Annotated in this window: 12 protein-coding genes; 10 read left to right on the forward strand and 2 right to left on the reverse strand. The window is 64.2% G+C overall.

Annotation, left to right across the window (positions count from 1 at the left end):
• Nucleotides 1–2 precede the first annotated feature (2 nt).
• The 6 genes from ABY42_RS15940 to ABY42_RS15965 all read left to right on the forward strand — a co-directional run bounded on the left by ABY42_RS15940 (nucleotide 3) and on the right by ABY42_RS15965 (nucleotide 7,291).
• Nucleotides 3–1,031, forward strand: a complete 1,029-nt coding sequence (locus tag ABY42_RS15940; RefSeq protein WP_004972027.1) for a TIGR03560 family F420-dependent LLM class oxidoreductase — start codon at nucleotides 3–5, stop codon at nucleotides 1,029–1,031.
• 218 nt (nucleotides 1,032–1,249) lie between these two features.
• Nucleotides 1,250–2,008 carry an IclR family transcriptional regulator gene (locus tag ABY42_RS15945; RefSeq protein ID WP_050460084.1) on the forward strand — a complete coding sequence of 253 codons (759 nt, stop codon included), beginning with the start codon at nucleotides 1,250–1,252 and terminating at the stop codon, nucleotides 2,006–2,008.
• A gap of 84 nt (nucleotides 2,009–2,092) precedes the next feature.
• Complete coding sequence (rhcF, locus tag ABY42_RS15950; protein ID WP_050460085.1) at nucleotides 2,093–2,944, forward strand: 2,4-diketo-3-deoxy-L-rhamnonate hydrolase; 852 nt, start codon at nucleotides 2,093–2,095, stop codon at nucleotides 2,942–2,944.
• A 51-nt stretch (nucleotides 2,945–2,995) separates the two neighbouring features.
• Nucleotides 2,996–3,793 carry an L-rhamnose 1-dehydrogenase gene (rhcB, locus tag ABY42_RS15955; RefSeq protein ID WP_004972021.1) on the forward strand — a complete coding sequence of 266 codons (798 nt, stop codon included), beginning with the start codon at nucleotides 2,996–2,998 and terminating at the stop codon, nucleotides 3,791–3,793.
• A gap of 845 nt (nucleotides 3,794–4,638) precedes the next feature.
• Nucleotides 4,639–5,262, forward strand: coding sequence for a rod-determining factor RdfA (gene rdfA, locus ABY42_RS15960; RefSeq protein ID WP_050460086.1), 624 nt, complete (start codon nucleotides 4,639–4,641; stop codon nucleotides 5,260–5,262).
• Between the two features lie 79 nt (nucleotides 5,263–5,341).
• Nucleotides 5,342–7,291 (forward strand): archaea-specific SMC-related protein, encoded by a 1,950-nt coding sequence (locus ABY42_RS15965; RefSeq protein WP_049904909.1) that lies wholly within the window; start codon nucleotides 5,342–5,344, stop codon nucleotides 7,289–7,291.
• Between the two features lie 133 nt (nucleotides 7,292–7,424).
• On the opposite strand, the gene ABY42_RS15970 is transcribed toward ABY42_RS15965, so the two are convergent.
• A complete protein-coding gene (locus tag ABY42_RS15970; RefSeq protein WP_050460087.1) occupies nucleotides 7,425–8,189 on the reverse strand; it encodes an IclR family transcriptional regulator in 765 nt (254 codons plus the stop codon).
• A 362-nt stretch (nucleotides 8,190–8,551) separates the two neighbouring features.
• Here ABY42_RS15970 and ABY42_RS15975 point away from each other — a divergent pair, with 362 nt between their 5' ends.
• Nucleotides 8,552–9,964, forward strand: coding sequence for an amidohydrolase (locus ABY42_RS15975; protein ID WP_050460088.1), 1,413 nt, complete (start codon nucleotides 8,552–8,554; stop codon nucleotides 9,962–9,964).
• 78 nt (nucleotides 9,965–10,042) lie between these two features.
• On the opposite strand, the gene ABY42_RS15980 is transcribed toward ABY42_RS15975, so the two are convergent.
• Nucleotides 10,043–10,747: a creatininase family protein gene (locus ABY42_RS15980; protein WP_049904908.1), complete on the reverse strand. Its 705-nt coding sequence runs from the start codon at nucleotides 10,745–10,747 to the stop codon at nucleotides 10,043–10,045.
• Nucleotides 10,748–10,908: 161 nt separating this feature from the next.
• Here ABY42_RS15980 and ABY42_RS15985 point away from each other — a divergent pair, with 161 nt between their 5' ends.
• The 3 genes from ABY42_RS15985 to ABY42_RS15995 are packed head-to-tail and all read left to right on the forward strand — an operon-like array spanning nucleotide 10,909 to nucleotide 14,593.
• Nucleotides 10,909–12,552, forward strand: coding sequence for an ABC transporter substrate-binding protein (locus tag ABY42_RS15985; RefSeq protein ID WP_049904919.1), 1,644 nt, complete (start codon nucleotides 10,909–10,911; stop codon nucleotides 12,550–12,552).
• A gap of 60 nt (nucleotides 12,553–12,612) precedes the next feature.
• Nucleotides 12,613–13,620, forward strand: a complete 1,008-nt coding sequence (locus ABY42_RS15990; protein WP_049904907.1) for an ABC transporter permease — start codon at nucleotides 12,613–12,615, stop codon at nucleotides 13,618–13,620.
• Nucleotides 13,613–14,593, forward strand: coding sequence for an ABC transporter permease (locus tag ABY42_RS15995; protein ID WP_193493815.1), 981 nt, complete (start codon nucleotides 13,613–13,615; stop codon nucleotides 14,591–14,593). The genes ABY42_RS15990 and ABY42_RS15995 overlap by 8 nt, the downstream gene beginning before the upstream one ends.
• The last annotated feature ends 67 nt before the right edge of the window (nucleotides 14,594–14,660 follow it).

The raw sequence follows: 14,660 nt of genomic DNA on the forward strand, positions 1-14,660 counted from the left end.
CGATGTCTGACATCAGCTTCGAGTACAACGTCCCCGTCTTCGCCGGCGCGCCCGACGAGGGGACCGAGCCGACGCACCGCGACACCCCGGAGTACGAGGCGCTCGACTGGGAGACGACCAAGATGGGCGTCCAGAAGGCGGAGGAACTCGGCTTCGACGCGGTGTGGGCACCCGACCACCTGCTGTTGGGCCGCGACCACGCCGAGTACGAGTGCTGGACGCTGCTGTCGGCCATCGCCGGTTTCACCGAGGACATCAACCTCGGCTCGCTCGTCCTCTGTAACGACTACCGCAACCCGGCGCTCGTCGCCAAGATGGCGGCCACGCTCGACGTGATTTCCGACGGGCGGCTGGAACTCGGCCTCGGCGCGGGCTGGCACGAGCCGGAGTACGACGCCTACGGCTGGGAGTACCGCGACGGCTTCGAGCGCCTGATGCGCCTCGACGAGTCCATCCGCCTCATGAAGCGCATGTGGGCCGCCGGGACCGACGGTGCGAGCTTCGACGGGAAGCACTACCAGATAGAGGACGCTTACTGCGTCCCCGGGCCCGTACAGGACCCCCACCCGCCCATCCTCGTCGGCGGGCAGGGCGAGGAGGTCACGCTCAAACTCGTCGCCAAGCACGCCGACGTGTGGAACACCGACGTGTTCAACGGCGACGTGGAGACGCTCGAACACAAAATCGGCGTCATCGAAGACCACTGCGAGACCGTCGGCCGCGACCCCGACGAAATCGAGTACTCGTGGGACGGCCACGTCATCTGCACGCGCGACGAGGAGAAGTTCGACCGCCTGCTCGACCTGATGACGCCCATCCAGTTCGAAGAGGAGTATCAGGACCAAGCGCCCATCGTGACCGAAGAAGACGCCCGGGAGTACTTCATCATGGGGACGCCCGAGGAGTGCGCGGAGGCCATCGAGCGCCGCATCGACGCGGGCGTGACGAAGTTCCAAGGCTGGTTCATCGACTTCCCCGACACCGACGGGATGGAACTGTTCGCGGACGAAGTCATCCCGCAGTTCAGCTGAGACGCCCCCGCGGGTCGAGCGCGTCGCGCTCGCGTCTCCCCCGGGCACTCGTTTTCTTTTTTGTCACCCTCGCGTCATACGTCTACTTGAATACCCCAAACTATCTGGATTATTTGAATTATTTAGGTACTCTCAAACCCGGCTCGTCGCTCGTGACACCTCCATCATTTCCGGCCATAGCGGAAAGACATTTGAGGGATGAGGATTCATAACCAACTATGGCGAAGGACGTTCCGGTCAACGCGGTCAAAATCTCGCTCGAACTCGTCGACCTCCTGCGGGAACTCGACGGGGCGGGCGTCTCGGAGGTAGCCAAGCGGCTCGATAAGCCGACCAGCACGATTCACGACCACCTGCGGACGCTGGAGCAACAGGAGTACCTCGTCAAGGAGGGCGACACGTACTACGTCAGCACGCGGTTCCTCCAGTTGGGCGCTCACGCGCGGTCCCGCCAGAAGGTGTTCAAAATCGCCCGTCCCGAGATAAACGAGCTCGCGCAGGTGACCGGCGAGCACGCGAACCTGATGATAGAGGAACACGGCGTCGGCGTCTTCCTGTACCGGTCGCGGGGGCCCGACGCCGTCCGGCTGGACACCCATTCGGGGATGCGTGTTCCTCTGCAGACGACGGCCCTCGGAAAGTCTATCATGGCGAACCGGCCGCGGGAGGAAGTCGAGCGAATCCTCGACTGCCACGGGTTAGAGGCGGTGACGGACCGCTCTATCACGGACCGCGAGGAGCTGTTCGACGTATTGGAGGAGGTCCGCGAGCGCGGCTACTCGTACGACGACGAAGAGCGCGTCAAGGGCATGCGCTGTGTGGCCGCGCCGATACTCAACGAGGACGACTACGCCATCGCCGCCGTGAGCGTCTCGGGGCCGAAAAGCCGGATGCGCGAGGAGCGGTTCACCGAGGAACTGCCGAACCAGATTCTCAAGAGCGCGAACGTCATCGAGGTGAACCTGACGTACTCGTAGTCGGCGGGCCGCGGACCTATCCCCGCCGTCGCAATGCTGCGTAGAGCGCAACAGTTACGTATCACGGTGTGGCATCGTGTAACGATGCAACTCGTTCGATACACCGCAGGCGGCGCCCCGGAGTGGGGTGCCCATCGCGACGGCGAGGTCGTCCCGCTTTCCGGCCTCCGCGAAGACGTCACCGTCCAGAACCTGAACAGCCCCGGCTTCCTCACCGTCGTCGAGGACGCCGCGGACGCCGCCGAGGACCAGTCGGTCCCCGTCGAGGACGTGAAGCTCCTCGCGCCCGTCCCGCGCCCCGGCAAAATCGTCTGCGTCGGGCTCAACTATCACGACCACGCCGAAGAACAGGACGAAGAGGTTCCCGAACGTCCGCTCCTGTTCGGTAAGGCCGGCACGTCCGTCACGAACCCCGGCGACCCCATCGTTCACCCGGCGGCCATCGACGAGGTCGACTACGAGGTCGAACTCGGCGTCGTCATCGGCCAGACGGCCAAGAACGTGGACGCCGAGGACGCCTTCGACTACGTCGCGGGCTACACCGCCATCAACGACGTGAGCGGCCGCGACGCCCAGTTCGACGACGGCCAGTTCTTCCGCGGCAAGAGCTACGACACGTTCGCCCCGATGGGACCGACGTTCGTCCCCGAAGCCGACCTCGACCCGCACAACCTCGACGTCGCCTGCCGCGTCAACGGCGAGACGAAACAGGAGTCCAACACCTCCGAGTTCATCTTCGGCGTCGACGAGGTCGTCGAGTATATCAGCAACATCACCACGCTCCGACCCGGCGACGTCATCTCCACCGGCACGCCCGGCGGCGTCGGCATCTTCCGCGACCCGCCGGAACTGCTCGAACCGGGTGACAGCGTCGACGTGGAAATCGAGGGCATCGGCACGCTCACCAACCCGGTCGTCGCCGAGCGCGACGAGTAACCGGCCGCCGTACAGCGCAATTATTTATACGATATCCCGGTACTACCGACTATGAGCACGCACACAGACACCCGATTGAGAGACAGGCATATCGTCGTCACCGGCGGCGCGCGCGGCATCGGCCGCGGCATCGCGGTCCGCTGCGCCCGCGCGGGAGCCGACGTATCGATTTTCGACACGAAGCCCGAGGTGGCCGCGGAGACGGCCGAACTCGTCCGCGAGGAGGGCGGCGAGGCCGAGGTGTACGAGGTCGACGTGACCGACGCCGAGGGCGTCGAAACCGCCGTCGACGCCGCGGTCGAGTCGCTCGGCGACATCCACGGCCTCGTGAACAACGCGGGCGTTCAGCAGGCCATCCCGCTTCTCGAAACGACCGAAGACGACTGGGACCTCCACTTCGAGGTGAACGCCAAGGGGACGTTCCTCGTCTCCAAGGCCGTCGCCGCTCGGATGGTCGACCGCGAAATCGAGGGGAGCATCGTCAACATCTCGTCGGTCGGCGCGGAGCGGCCGTTCGCCGGACAGGGGGCGTACGGCGCGTCCAAGGCGGCCGTCCTCGCCTTCACGACCGTGCTGGCGAAGGAACTGAGCGACCACGGCATCACCGTCAACGCGCTCAAGCCCGGCACCGTCGAGACGCCGATGGTCGAGGCGTGGCTCGACGAACACGCCGAACAGTCGGGTAAGTCGCCGGACGAAATCCTCGCGGAGACGCTCGACGCGCACATCCTCGACCGAATCGGCCAACCCGAGGAAGTCGGTCACGTCGCGGTCCTCCTGCTCTCCGAGGAGGGTGACTGGATAACCGGCGAGTCAATCGCCGTCGACGGCGGCTACCTCAAGCAATAGCCCGCATTTCGACGGGCTTCCAGACGTTTTACCGCCACCACCATCGCCCGCGTCCCGTTTTCCTCGCGTCGGTACGTCCCCCTCGTCGACTGCTGTCCGACACTGATACGGCCGAAATCGGTGCTTTAGCTTTCAATACGTCGGTTTCGCATCGACGCTCACTGCGGACGATTCTCATCCGGCATCGTCGGACATATTTTTGCGTAGTACCCCGGGAGTCAGTCGGTCCGGAGGCTCGACGCGAACTGACGCGACGGCGCGGAGCCGGAGTGCTCGGAGATATCGGTGCCGAGCAGTATCGACCCGCCCGCGGAACGTCGCCGACGCCGCGGTGTCTCCCGGTCGCCTTCGGGTATCGGCGTCGAACCGGCGGATCCGGGAGGGGATTCGCACCCGACTCACAACGGTTGCCAAGTACATAATTATTATATAGGTGTGATTCATAGTAGCACATGGTCGGAGCAATCTGACCCATGTGTGATCAGCATCCCGTGCGACCAGCACGATAGCCATCAGTACGTCAGTCATACTGTACGCGTGGTAGCCCCCACCGAGTACGCCTGCCCAACTGGTACTCATGAACGCGTGGGGTGACTACCTCATCGAGCACAACGTCCCATTGATGCTCCATTTTTCAGCTGTTTCCCGTCCGCTACGTAGCATCTGCGTTCTCGACTCACGTTTCGCGCTACTGCTCGGTCTCGCGTGAGCCGCCCAATCCGATTCCATCTCATCCGATATTACCGGACATGGCCGGCTCAATTCTGACGAACGCGCCTCGCCGGGTGTGACGAATCGCTCTCCAAACCTGAAGATATTTTACGTTACCGTGTGAATCACGGGTAATGGGTACCGACCAAAGCACGAACCGTCGCCTAAGCAAGGTAGAACGGGTCATCGAGACGTACGACTTGGACGGATTCGGCGAGCAGCTCGCCGACCGCTGGACGGCTCCCGAGGACAGCGACAGCCTCCGTGACCTCGCGGACCTGATGAACGAGAAGGTGCTCGACGCCGCGCTCCGCGAGGCGGGCGAGGACGTTCTCGAAGGCGAAGTAGAGAACCTCTACACGCTCCTCACCGGAGACGAGACCACCGAGGGGATGCGCGTTCAGGCGAAGAACACACTCCAATCTCGCGGCGTCGACGTCGACCAACTGCTCTCCGATTTCGTCTCTCACCAGGCGGTCTACACCTATCTGACGGAGATTCGCGGCGTCTCGAAAGAGACCTCCTCCGGGAACAGAATCGACAACGTCGTCGAGTCCATCCAGCGACTCCGCGGTCGACTGGTCGCGGTCATCGAACAGAGTCTGAGTTCGCTCCGCAACACGAGCAAACTCCGGCTCGGCGACTTCGACGTCCTCGTGGACACGCAGGTGTACTGCCGCGACTGCGGGACGCAGTACGAGGTCATCGAACTGCTCCGGCGGGGCGGATGCGACTGCGACGAGGACGTGTCGAACTAGCGGCTTACATAATTAGTTCTGTCACATTCTGTTCGATTCAACGGATGATTTTATATTGGAGTACCTATTGGGTCATGGTATGAGTTCAGAACAAGTGTCGAAATCCAAAGTCCACCTTTCGGTCGAGAACATTGGTGGCATCGACAACCTGTCAACGTCGTTCGAGCCGGGCGTGACGGTTTTGGCGGGACGGAACGCCACGAACCGAACGTCGCTTTTGCGGTCCATCATGGCCGCCCACGGGAGCGACGACGTGGCGCTCAAGGGCGACGCCGACGAGGGTTCGGTCGAGCTCACTATCGGCGACGAGACGTACACCCGGACGTTCGAGCGACAGGGCGATACGGTCATCTCCGGCGGAAACCCCGTCCTCGACGACCCGGACCTCGCGGACCTCTTCGCGTTCCTGCTCGAGACGAACGACGCCCGACAGGCGGTCGCACGCGGTGACGACCTCCGCGACCTCATCATGCGTCCGGTGGACGTCGAGTCCATCAACGAGCAGATCGAGTCGCTCCAGCAGGAGAAACGCGACATCGCCGACGAGCTCTCGACGCTCAGCAACCTCTCGGACCGCCTGCCGCAGCTCGAACGCCGGCGGACGAAACTCGAAGACCAAATCGAGGAGAAGGAAGACGAACTCGCCGAGAAAGAACAGGAAGTCGAAGAGTACGACGCCAGCGTGAGCGAGCGGCAGGAAGTCGAAAGCGAGCTCGAATCCAAGCTCGGCGACCTCCGGAGCAAGCGCCGCGACATCAACGACGTGGACCGCCGCATCGAGACGGAGAAACAGAGCCTCGACGCCCTCGAATCCGAGGAGGACGAACTCGAGGACGACGCCGAGGACCTCCCCGAAGTCGCGGGCGGCAGAATCGACGAAATCGAGTCCGAAATCAGCCGGCTCCGGACGCGACGCCAGCAGATTCAGTCGACCGTCAACGAGCTCCAGTCCGTGATTCAGTTCAACGAGGAGATGCTCTCTGGCACCTCCTCTGACGTCGTGGACGCGCTCCGGGACGCCGACGACTCCGGCGGCAGCGTCACCGACCAACTGCTCGGCGACGACCAGGTCGTCTGCTGGACGTGCGGTTCCGAGGTCGATAAGTCCGAAATCGAGGGCACGCTCGAACGCCTCCGGACGCTCCGCGAGGACAAGCTCGAGGACAACCGCGCACACCGGGAACAGCTCTCCGAACTCGAAGACGAGAAGTCCACCTACGAGCGCCGCCAGCGCGAGCGCGACCGCATCGAGCGCCGCCTGTCCGAAATCGAAAGCGAGCGCGAGACGCGCCAAGAGCGCATCGAGGAGCTCAAATCCGACCGCTCGGACCTCGAAGACGAAATCGACTCGCTCGAACAGACCGTCGACGAACTCGAAAGCGAGGAACACGGCGACCTGCTCGACCTCCACCGCGAGGCGAACCAGCTCGAATACGACCTCGGCCGCCTCCGCAGCGACCTCGAGGACGTCGAAGACGAAATCGCCGACATCGAGCGCAAACTCGACGAGCGCGACGAACTCGAAGCGGCCCGCGAGGACATCGAAGACGAACTCGCGGAGCTTCGGACGCGCATCAAGCGCCTCGAATCCGAGGCCGTCGAGGAGTTCAACACCCACATGGACGACGTGCTCGACGTGCTCGAATACGACAACCTCGACCGCATCTGGATCGAGCGCACCGAAAAGCGGGTTCGGGAGGGCCGAAAGAAGGTCACGAAGTCGGTGTTCGACCTCCACGTCATCCGGACGAACGAAGACGGCGTGAGCTACGAGGACTCCGTCGCCCACCTTTCGGAGTCCGAGCGCGAGGTGACCGGCCTCGTGTTCGCGCTCGCGGGCTACCTCATCCACGATGTCTACGAGACGGTTCCGTTCATGGTCCTCGACTCGCTGGAGGCCATCGACTCGAACCGCATCTCGCGGCTCGTCGACTACTTCGCGGACTACGCCGACTACCTCGCCGTCGCCCTTCTCGAAGAGGACGCGCAGGCCGTCGACAGCGACTACCCGCGCTACTCGCCGGCGTAACGCCGCCGCCGACGGGTTCATCTCTCGTTTTTTCGCACCCGCGTCGAGACGCACTCCGGGCTGAGCGCCCCGTTTCGAGTTACACTATTAGGTGTGTCACGAGTCGAGTGAATCCGGCGGCCGCGAACCGCGCTCAAGAGAGCGCGATGCTCAGTTCGAGTTCCTCGGCGATGCCGAGGAGGACCTCGGTGAGTCGGTCGAACTGCTCGCCTTTCATCCGATTGGACGGGCCGGCGACGCTCAGCGCGCCGAACACGTCGCCGTCCGGTCCCATGACGGGAGCCCCGACCGCGCGGACGCCGCTGATCTGTTCTTCGACGTTCAGCGCGTAGCCGCGCTCTCTGATTTCGGCGAGTTCGTCGAACAGCGCCTCCTCGTCGTGAATCGTCTGCTCCGTCTCCTGCGGGAGACCGACCCGGTCGATGATTTCGTGGACCCGCTCTGTCGGCATGTGGGCGAGGATGGCCTTCCCGCTCGCCGTCGAGTGGAGGTAGACGCGCTTTCCCACGGTCGACTGCGTCCAGACGCCGTGTTTTCCGGGCGAGGTGTGGACGTACACTCCTCGGCCGTGCTCTTCGACGGTGAAGATGGAGCGCCGCTCGGACTCCTCGGCGAGCACGTTGGTGTAGTGTTCGGCTTTCCCGAAACGGCGTTTCCGCGTCCGGACGAAGTTCCCGAGGCCGAGGAAGCGAAGCCCGAGATGGTAGGTATCGCCCTCTTTGACCACGTATTCCTGCGCTTCGAGGGTCGTCACGTGGGTGTGCGCGGTACTCGGAGCGATGTCGAGTTCGCGGGCGATTTCGGTCACGCCGGCACCGTTGCGTTCCCGGAGTAATTCGACGATTCTGAGGGTTGTGACCGTCGTTTTGAGCGAGCGGTCGTTCGCGTTTGTGGTCATTACCTGCGGGTCGTCACCACGACACATAGTATTTTCGGCTCTCCCGAATGATGATTGCTAGATGATGAATCTAGGGCGTACCGACGCCGAAACGAGTCGTTTGTGAACGATACGCACGATACGTGCCCGATTCGGAGGATACTACCCCGTCCCTGATTCGGCGAGCGAGACAATCGAAACCGGGAGATAGCGGCTCGAACGCCCCGGGTATCCGGTGCTACGCCGCTTTCTCGGTTTCGGCGTCTCCCACCGCTCACATTCGCTCCTCGTGAATCACAATCTCTAACCCGAATATGGCGCCTGAACGTCCACCGCTCCGGAAGTGTTATTATGGTTTCTCCAGTCGAAGCACACGAGACGCAATGAATCACAACGAGACGTTCGAGATGGTCGAGTCGCTGGAGGCGGAACTCGTCTCGCTCACCGAGTCGCTCTGGGAGACGCCCGAGCTCGGGCTTCACGAGACCGAGTCAGCCGAGTTGCTCTCGTCGGTTCTCCGCGACGCCGGGTTCGACGTCACCGAGGGTCTCGGCGGGATGCCGACGGCGTTCAGCGCGACCTACGGCGAGGGCGAACCGCACGTCGGCATCCTCGGCGAGTACGACGCTCTTCCCGGACTGTCGCAGACGGTGTCGTCGAGCAGAGAGCCGGTCGAGGCCGGCGCGCCGGGCCACGGCTGCGGGCACAACCTCTTCGGAGTCGCCGGTGTCGGGGCCGCGCTCGCCGCGAAGCGCGCCATCGACGACGGGCGGGCCGAGGGGACGGTCACGTTCTTCGGCTGTCCCGCCGAGGAGATACTCGTCGGCAAGGTGTTCATGGCCCGCGACGGGGCGTTCGACGACCTCGACGCCGCGCTCACGTGGCATCCGAGCCACCTCAGCGCGCCGTTCATGGCCCAGACGCTCGCGATGAACTCCGTCGAGTACACGTTCTACGGCGAGTCGGCCCACGCCGCCGACAGCCCCCAGTCCGGCCGGAGCGCGCTCGACGCGGTCGAACTGCTGAACACCGGGTCGGAGTTCATGCGCGAGCACGTCTCCGACGACGCCCGCATCCACTACACCATCCCCGACGGCGGCGGCGCGCCGAACGTCGTCCCCGCGGAGGCGACGGCGTGGTTCTACGTCCGCGCACCGACTCGCGACGAGGTCGACCGCATCACCGACTGGCTCGACGACGTGGCCGAGGGCGCGGCGCTCATGACCCAGACGACGGTGTCGCGGCAGTTCCACACCGGCTGTTACGACTACGTGGCGAATCACGCGCTGTCCGACCAACTGTTGGAGAACATGCGACTCGCCGGTCCCATCCCGTACACCGACGAGGACCGCGAGTTCGCGGCGGAGCTTCAGGAGACGCTCTCGGCCGAGACCATCGAGGCGCGGACGGCGCAACTCTCCGAAGAGCGACGCGAGGCGGCGCGCTCGTCGGTGCTGTATCCCGACGCCCAACCCTCCTACGACGTGGGGACAGTGCTCAACGGCTCCACGGACGTCGGCGACGTGAGCTGGATTACGCCGACCGCGCAGTTCTGGGCGGCGTCGTGGCCGGTTGGGACGCCGTCGCACACGTGGCAGGCGGTCGCCGCAAACGGGAGCTTCGGGTCGAAGGCGGCCGTGTACGCCGCGAAGGTCCTCGCGGCGACGACGCTCGACCTCCTCTCGGACGAGGCGCTGGTGGCGGCGGCCCGCGAGGAGTTCGAGGCGTCGGTGCCCGGCGAGTACGAGTCGGCGCTGCCGGAGGGGACGGAACCGCCGTTCCACCTCACGCTGTAGGCGGTGGACATCGGTAAAATCTCGTTTCGTTCGGGGTTTCGCTCGCTACAGTTCGTCTCTCGGTCGTCGAGCGTCGCGTTACTCCAGTTCCGACCGGAGGTGCGTCAGGATGCGCTCGGTCGTCGCCTCGATGACCTCTTCGAGGAACTCGGGGTCGGACTGCGTCGGGTCGCCGAGGCCGCCTTCGACGGTCAGGTCGTCGAAGTGGGCGTACTGGCGGACTTCGTAGCGGTTCTTCTTCGTCTGCGGCGTCTTGCGGTCGCCGTGGACGAGTTCGGGGCGGTAGTGCTCGATGACGCTCGTCTCGTACTCGCCGGCGTGACCCCACTCGGTGCCGAACCGCTCTTCTAACTGGTCGCGGGCGAAGTCGGTCCAGTGGGCGTAGTACGAGTCGAGTCCGTGGTCGCGCTGGAGCCGGTCGAGCGCGAGCTTGTGCGGTTCGATGTTGCCACCGTGGAAGTTGGCGACGAGAAACCGGGTCGCGCCGTGGCGCTGGACCGACCGGCCCACGTCGATGATTATCTCCTGGTACGTGTCGGCTCCGAGCGAGACGGTCCCCGCGTAGTTGATGTGGTGCTCCGAGTAGCCGTACGGGAGGACCGGCAGAACGAGGAGGTTCAGGTCGTGTTCCGGGGCCGCCGCGGCGAGTTCCGCGGTCAGGTTCTCCGCCCGGATGGAGTCGACCGAGGTCGGGAGGTGCGTCGAGTGCTGTTCGGTTGCTCCGCAGGGGAGCACGACGAAGTCCGCCTCGTCGAACGCGGTTTCGGCTTCCTGCCACGTCATCTCCGCTAGGAGTGACTGTGACTCCGTTGAGTCCATACGGAGATACGCACAGTTGTCGTATATAATACTTCACGAAGCGGCAGTCTGAGGTAATAAGAGGAAACGGATGTACAGTATGCAAATGCTTATGTTGGTGATGCCGAAATGATTCGGCGTCAATGATGAGAGAGAGTGTCTCACGTAGAAACATACTGAAAGCGACGGGTGCGTCGATACCCGTCTTACTCGCCGGCTGTACGTCCGACTCCGGTTCCGAAACGACGACCGAGGGCGACGGCGGCGGCGGAACGACCACGAGCGGCGGGACGGAGACGACCACCGGGAGCTCCGACGCGACGATAAACATCGGACAGTCGCTGAACCCCGTCCGATTCGACCCGATAACGCAGCTTTCGAACCCCGACGCGCTCGTCGCGAACCGGGTGTTCAGCCAGCTGTACACCTACGGTGAGGGGACGGACGTGGTCCCGAACCTCGCGACGAGCATGCCGACCATCGAACGGGACAACACCCGTTATATCGTCGAAATCGTCGACAACGCGATGTTCCACAACGGCGACCCGGTCACCGCCGAGGACGTGGCCTACTCGTTCCGCGCGCCGATAGAAGAGGAGACGCCCCTCTTGGGCATCTTCAGCGTCATCGATTCGGTCGAGGCCATCGACGAGACGACGGTCCAGTTCGACCTCTCGAACCCCTACGCGATGTTCCAGCACGTCCTCACCCATCAGGTCGTGCCGGAGGCCGTCCGCGAGGAGGACAAAGAGGCGTTCAGCACCCAACAGCCCATCGGTTCGGGGCCGTTCAAGTTCGTCGAGTGGGAAGAGAGCAACTACGTCACGCTCGAACGCTGGGACGACTACTGGGGCGACGAACTGCCCAACGTCGCGGGTGTCGAGTTCACGCCCATCACGGAGTCGACGACGCGCGTCACCAACCTCCGGACGGGCGACGTGGACGTCATCGAGACGATTCCGCCCCGACTCTGGGACACCGTCGAGAGCACCGAAGACACGAGCATCTCCGAAATCGAGAGCGTCGGGTACTTCTACGTCGCGTTCAACTGCAACGAGGGCCCGACCGCCGACAAGCGCGTCCGCGAGGCCATCGACTACAGCTTCTCGATGGACGACGCGGTCGACCGCTACATCGACCCGGCCGGCCTCCGTCAGTACGGCCCGCTTCCGGGGCCGATGGTCGAAGAGTGGGACATGCCGCTCGAAGAGTGGATGGAGATTCCGAACGACAAGGACGTCGAGCAGGCGACGGCGCTGTTCGAGGAGGCGGGCGTCCCCGCCGACTGGGACGCGAAGATTATCGTCCCGCCGGACGACAACCGCGAGAACATCGGCCTCTCCATCGCCAACGGCATCAAGGAGGCCGGCTACGAGGCCCACGTCGAACGGCTCGACTGGGGCGCGATGCTCAGCCGCGCGTACACCGGCAACGCCTCGGACTACAACATCTACGTCCTCGGGTGGGTCCGCTACCCCGACCCGGACGACTTCATGTTCAACCTGTTCCACGAGGAGTCCGAAGGCGTGAACCAGGGCGTCTACTACAAGAACGACGAGGTCATGGACCAGATTAAGGGCGCGCGCGAATCGACCGACCGCGACGAGCGCCAACAGCTCTACCAGTCCGCCATCTCGACGCTCTTGGAGGACAAAGTCCACCTCCCCGCGTTCAACTACAAGAACTCCTACGGCGTGAAGTCCACCGTCAGCGACTTCCAGGTCCACCCGGTCTCGCCGCAGAACCCGCGGCTCCTCACCGGCTACAACAACGTCTCTGTCGACAGATGACGTTACCTTGTCGGTAACAGTTACCAAACGTTATATGCTCACTCCCCATCCACTCCACCCATGACGACAACCGGTTACATCGGACGGCGATTACTCCAAATCGTTCCGGTCATGCTGTTCGTCGTTACGGTCACGTTCGTCCTCATCAACTCGATACCCGGCGACCCGGTTCGCATCCTCGTCGGGCCGGCCGCCGACGCGGCGGCTATCGAGGCCGCCCGCGCGAAGTACGGCCTCGACCAACCGCTGTACGTCCGGTACGTCAGGTACCTCGCGGCGGTCGCGACGGGCGACTTCGGGACGAGCATCCACTACGGTGGGGTCGCGGTGACGGAGAAAATCTTCGAGCGGCTCCCGGTGACGCTCTTGCTCCTCGCGTCGAGTTTCACCCTCGCAATCGGCACCGCAATTCCGCTGGGCATCTTCGCCGCCAAGAACCGTAACAACGGCTACGACCACCTCGCCCGCGTCACGTCGCTCATCGGCGTCAGCACGCCGAGCTTCTGGGTCGGCCTGCTGCTCATCATCGTGTTCGCGTACTACGGCGACCTCCTGCCGCCGAGCGGGCTCATCATGCCGTGGGCCGACCCCGCGTCGGTCGACGGGGCGACGTCGAGACTGGACGTGCTCGTGACTGCGGCGTCGCATCTGATACTCCCCTCCATCACGCTGGGGACGCTCCAGATGGCGGCCATCACGCGCATCGAGCGGTCGTCGATGCTCGAAGTGCTCAACAAGGACTACGTCCAACTCGCCCGCGCCTACGGCGTCTCAGAGCGGACGATTCTCCGGCGGCAGGCGTTCAAGAACGCGCAACTGCCGGTGCTCACCGTCATCGGCATCCAGATGACGACCGCCCTCGGCGGCGCGGTGCTGACCGAGACGGTCTTCAACATCAACGGGATGGGGAACCTCATCATCACCGCGGTCCGGGCGCAGGACTACCAGCTCATCATGGGCACGACGATATTCTTCGCCATCGTGTTCGTCCTCGGCGTGCTCGTCGTGGACGTGCTGTACGCGGTCATCGACCCGCGCATCTCCTACGGGGGTGGTTCCGGTGAGTGATTCGACGGCCGCCGTCGGCGACTCGGCCCGCACGGGCGGCGTCGCGGACGCCGACGAGCGCTCCGCCGTCTCGCGCTCCTCGCAGGTGCTCCGACAGCTCAAGCGCAACTCGGCGTCGCGCGTCGGCCTCTACGTCATCGGGCTCGTGACGCTCGTCGCGCTGTTGACGACTATCGACGCCGACCTGTTCGACTACCAGTTCGCGGCGACGTTCTGGTACCACCCGGAGAACGACCCGGCGGGAAGCACCATCCTGCTTCCGCCGGTCGGCATCGAAAACAGCTTCGGGACGGGGTCGTGGGCGCATCCGCTCGGGACGGACCACCGCGGCCGCGACATCCTCGTCAGGCTGGTCTACGGCACCCGCATCGCCGTCCAGGTGGGTCTCATCGCGACGGGCATCGGGATGACCATCGGGACGGTCGTCGGCGCGGTCTCCGGCTACTACGGCGGCTGGGTGGACGACGTGCTCCAGCGGTTCGTCGAATCGCTGTACGCGATTCCGTTCCTCATCCTCGTCATCGCCATCATGTCCGCGTTCGGCCGCGAACTCGGCATCGCCATCGTCGGCGTCTCCATCACGACGATTCCGGTGTTCACGCGGCTGATTCGCTCACAGGTGCTGAGCGTCCGGGAGATGGAGTACGTCGAGGCCGCGAAGGCCGCCGGCGTGCGCGACCGCCACATCATCTTCCGCCACATCATCCCGAACAGTTTCGCGCCGGTGCTCGTCCAATCGACGCTGCAGGTCGGCGTGAACATCCTCATCGTCGCGTCGCTGTCGTTCCTCGGGTTCGGGGTCCAACCCCCGACGCCGTCGTGGGGGCAGATGCTCGCCCACTCGCGGCAGTACATGATCGTCAACCCGTGGTTCAGTATCTGGCCCGGCCTCGCGATTCTCGCGACGGTCATCGGCTTCAACCTGCTGGGCGACGGCCTGCGCGACGCAATCGACCCGCGGTCGAACGACTGACGATGAACGGACCACACGTCTCACCGACCGTCCGCCGCGGGGCCGGGAGTAGCCCGGTCTCCGCCGC

The organism is Haloferax gibbonsii (assembly GCF_001190965.1).
Lineage (GTDB): Archaea > Halobacteriota > Halobacteria > Halobacteriales > Haloferacaceae > Haloferax > Haloferax gibbonsii.

Bases quoted from the DNA above. Each gene is read 5' to 3' on its own strand.
- rhcF (WP_050460085.1), top strand. From the start codon at position 2,093: ATGCAACTCGTTCGATACACCGCAGGCGGCGCCCCGGAGTGGGGTGCC.
- ABY42_RS15990 (WP_049904907.1), top strand. From the start codon at position 12,613: ATGACGACAACCGGTTACATCGGACGGCGATTACTCCAAATCGTTCCG.
- ABY42_RS15975 (WP_050460088.1), top strand. From the start codon at position 8,552: ATGAATCACAACGAGACGTTCGAGATGGTCGAGTCGCTGGAGGCGGAA.
- ABY42_RS15965 (WP_049904909.1), top strand. From the start codon at position 5,342: ATGAGTTCAGAACAAGTGTCGAAATCCAAAGTCCACCTTTCGGTCGAG.
- rhcB (WP_004972021.1), top strand. From the start codon at position 2,996: ATGAGCACGCACACAGACACCCGATTGAGAGACAGGCATATCGTCGTC.
- ABY42_RS15985 (WP_049904919.1), top strand. From the start codon at position 10,909: ATGAGAGAGAGTGTCTCACGTAGAAACATACTGAAAGCGACGGGTGCG.
- ABY42_RS15945 (WP_050460084.1), top strand. From the start codon at position 1,250: ATGGCGAAGGACGTTCCGGTCAACGCGGTCAAAATCTCGCTCGAACTC.
- ABY42_RS15980 (WP_049904908.1), bottom strand. From the start codon at position 10,747: ATGACGTGGCAGGAAGCCGAAACCGCGTTCGACGAGGCGGACTTCGTC.
- rdfA (WP_050460086.1), top strand. From the start codon at position 4,639: ATGGGTACCGACCAAAGCACGAACCGTCGCCTAAGCAAGGTAGAACGG.
- ABY42_RS15940 (WP_004972027.1), top strand. From the start codon at position 3: ATGTCTGACATCAGCTTCGAGTACAACGTCCCCGTCTTCGCCGGCGCG.
- ABY42_RS15970 (WP_050460087.1), bottom strand. From the start codon at position 8,189: ATGACCACAAACGCGAACGACCGCTCGCTCAAAACGACGGTCACAACC.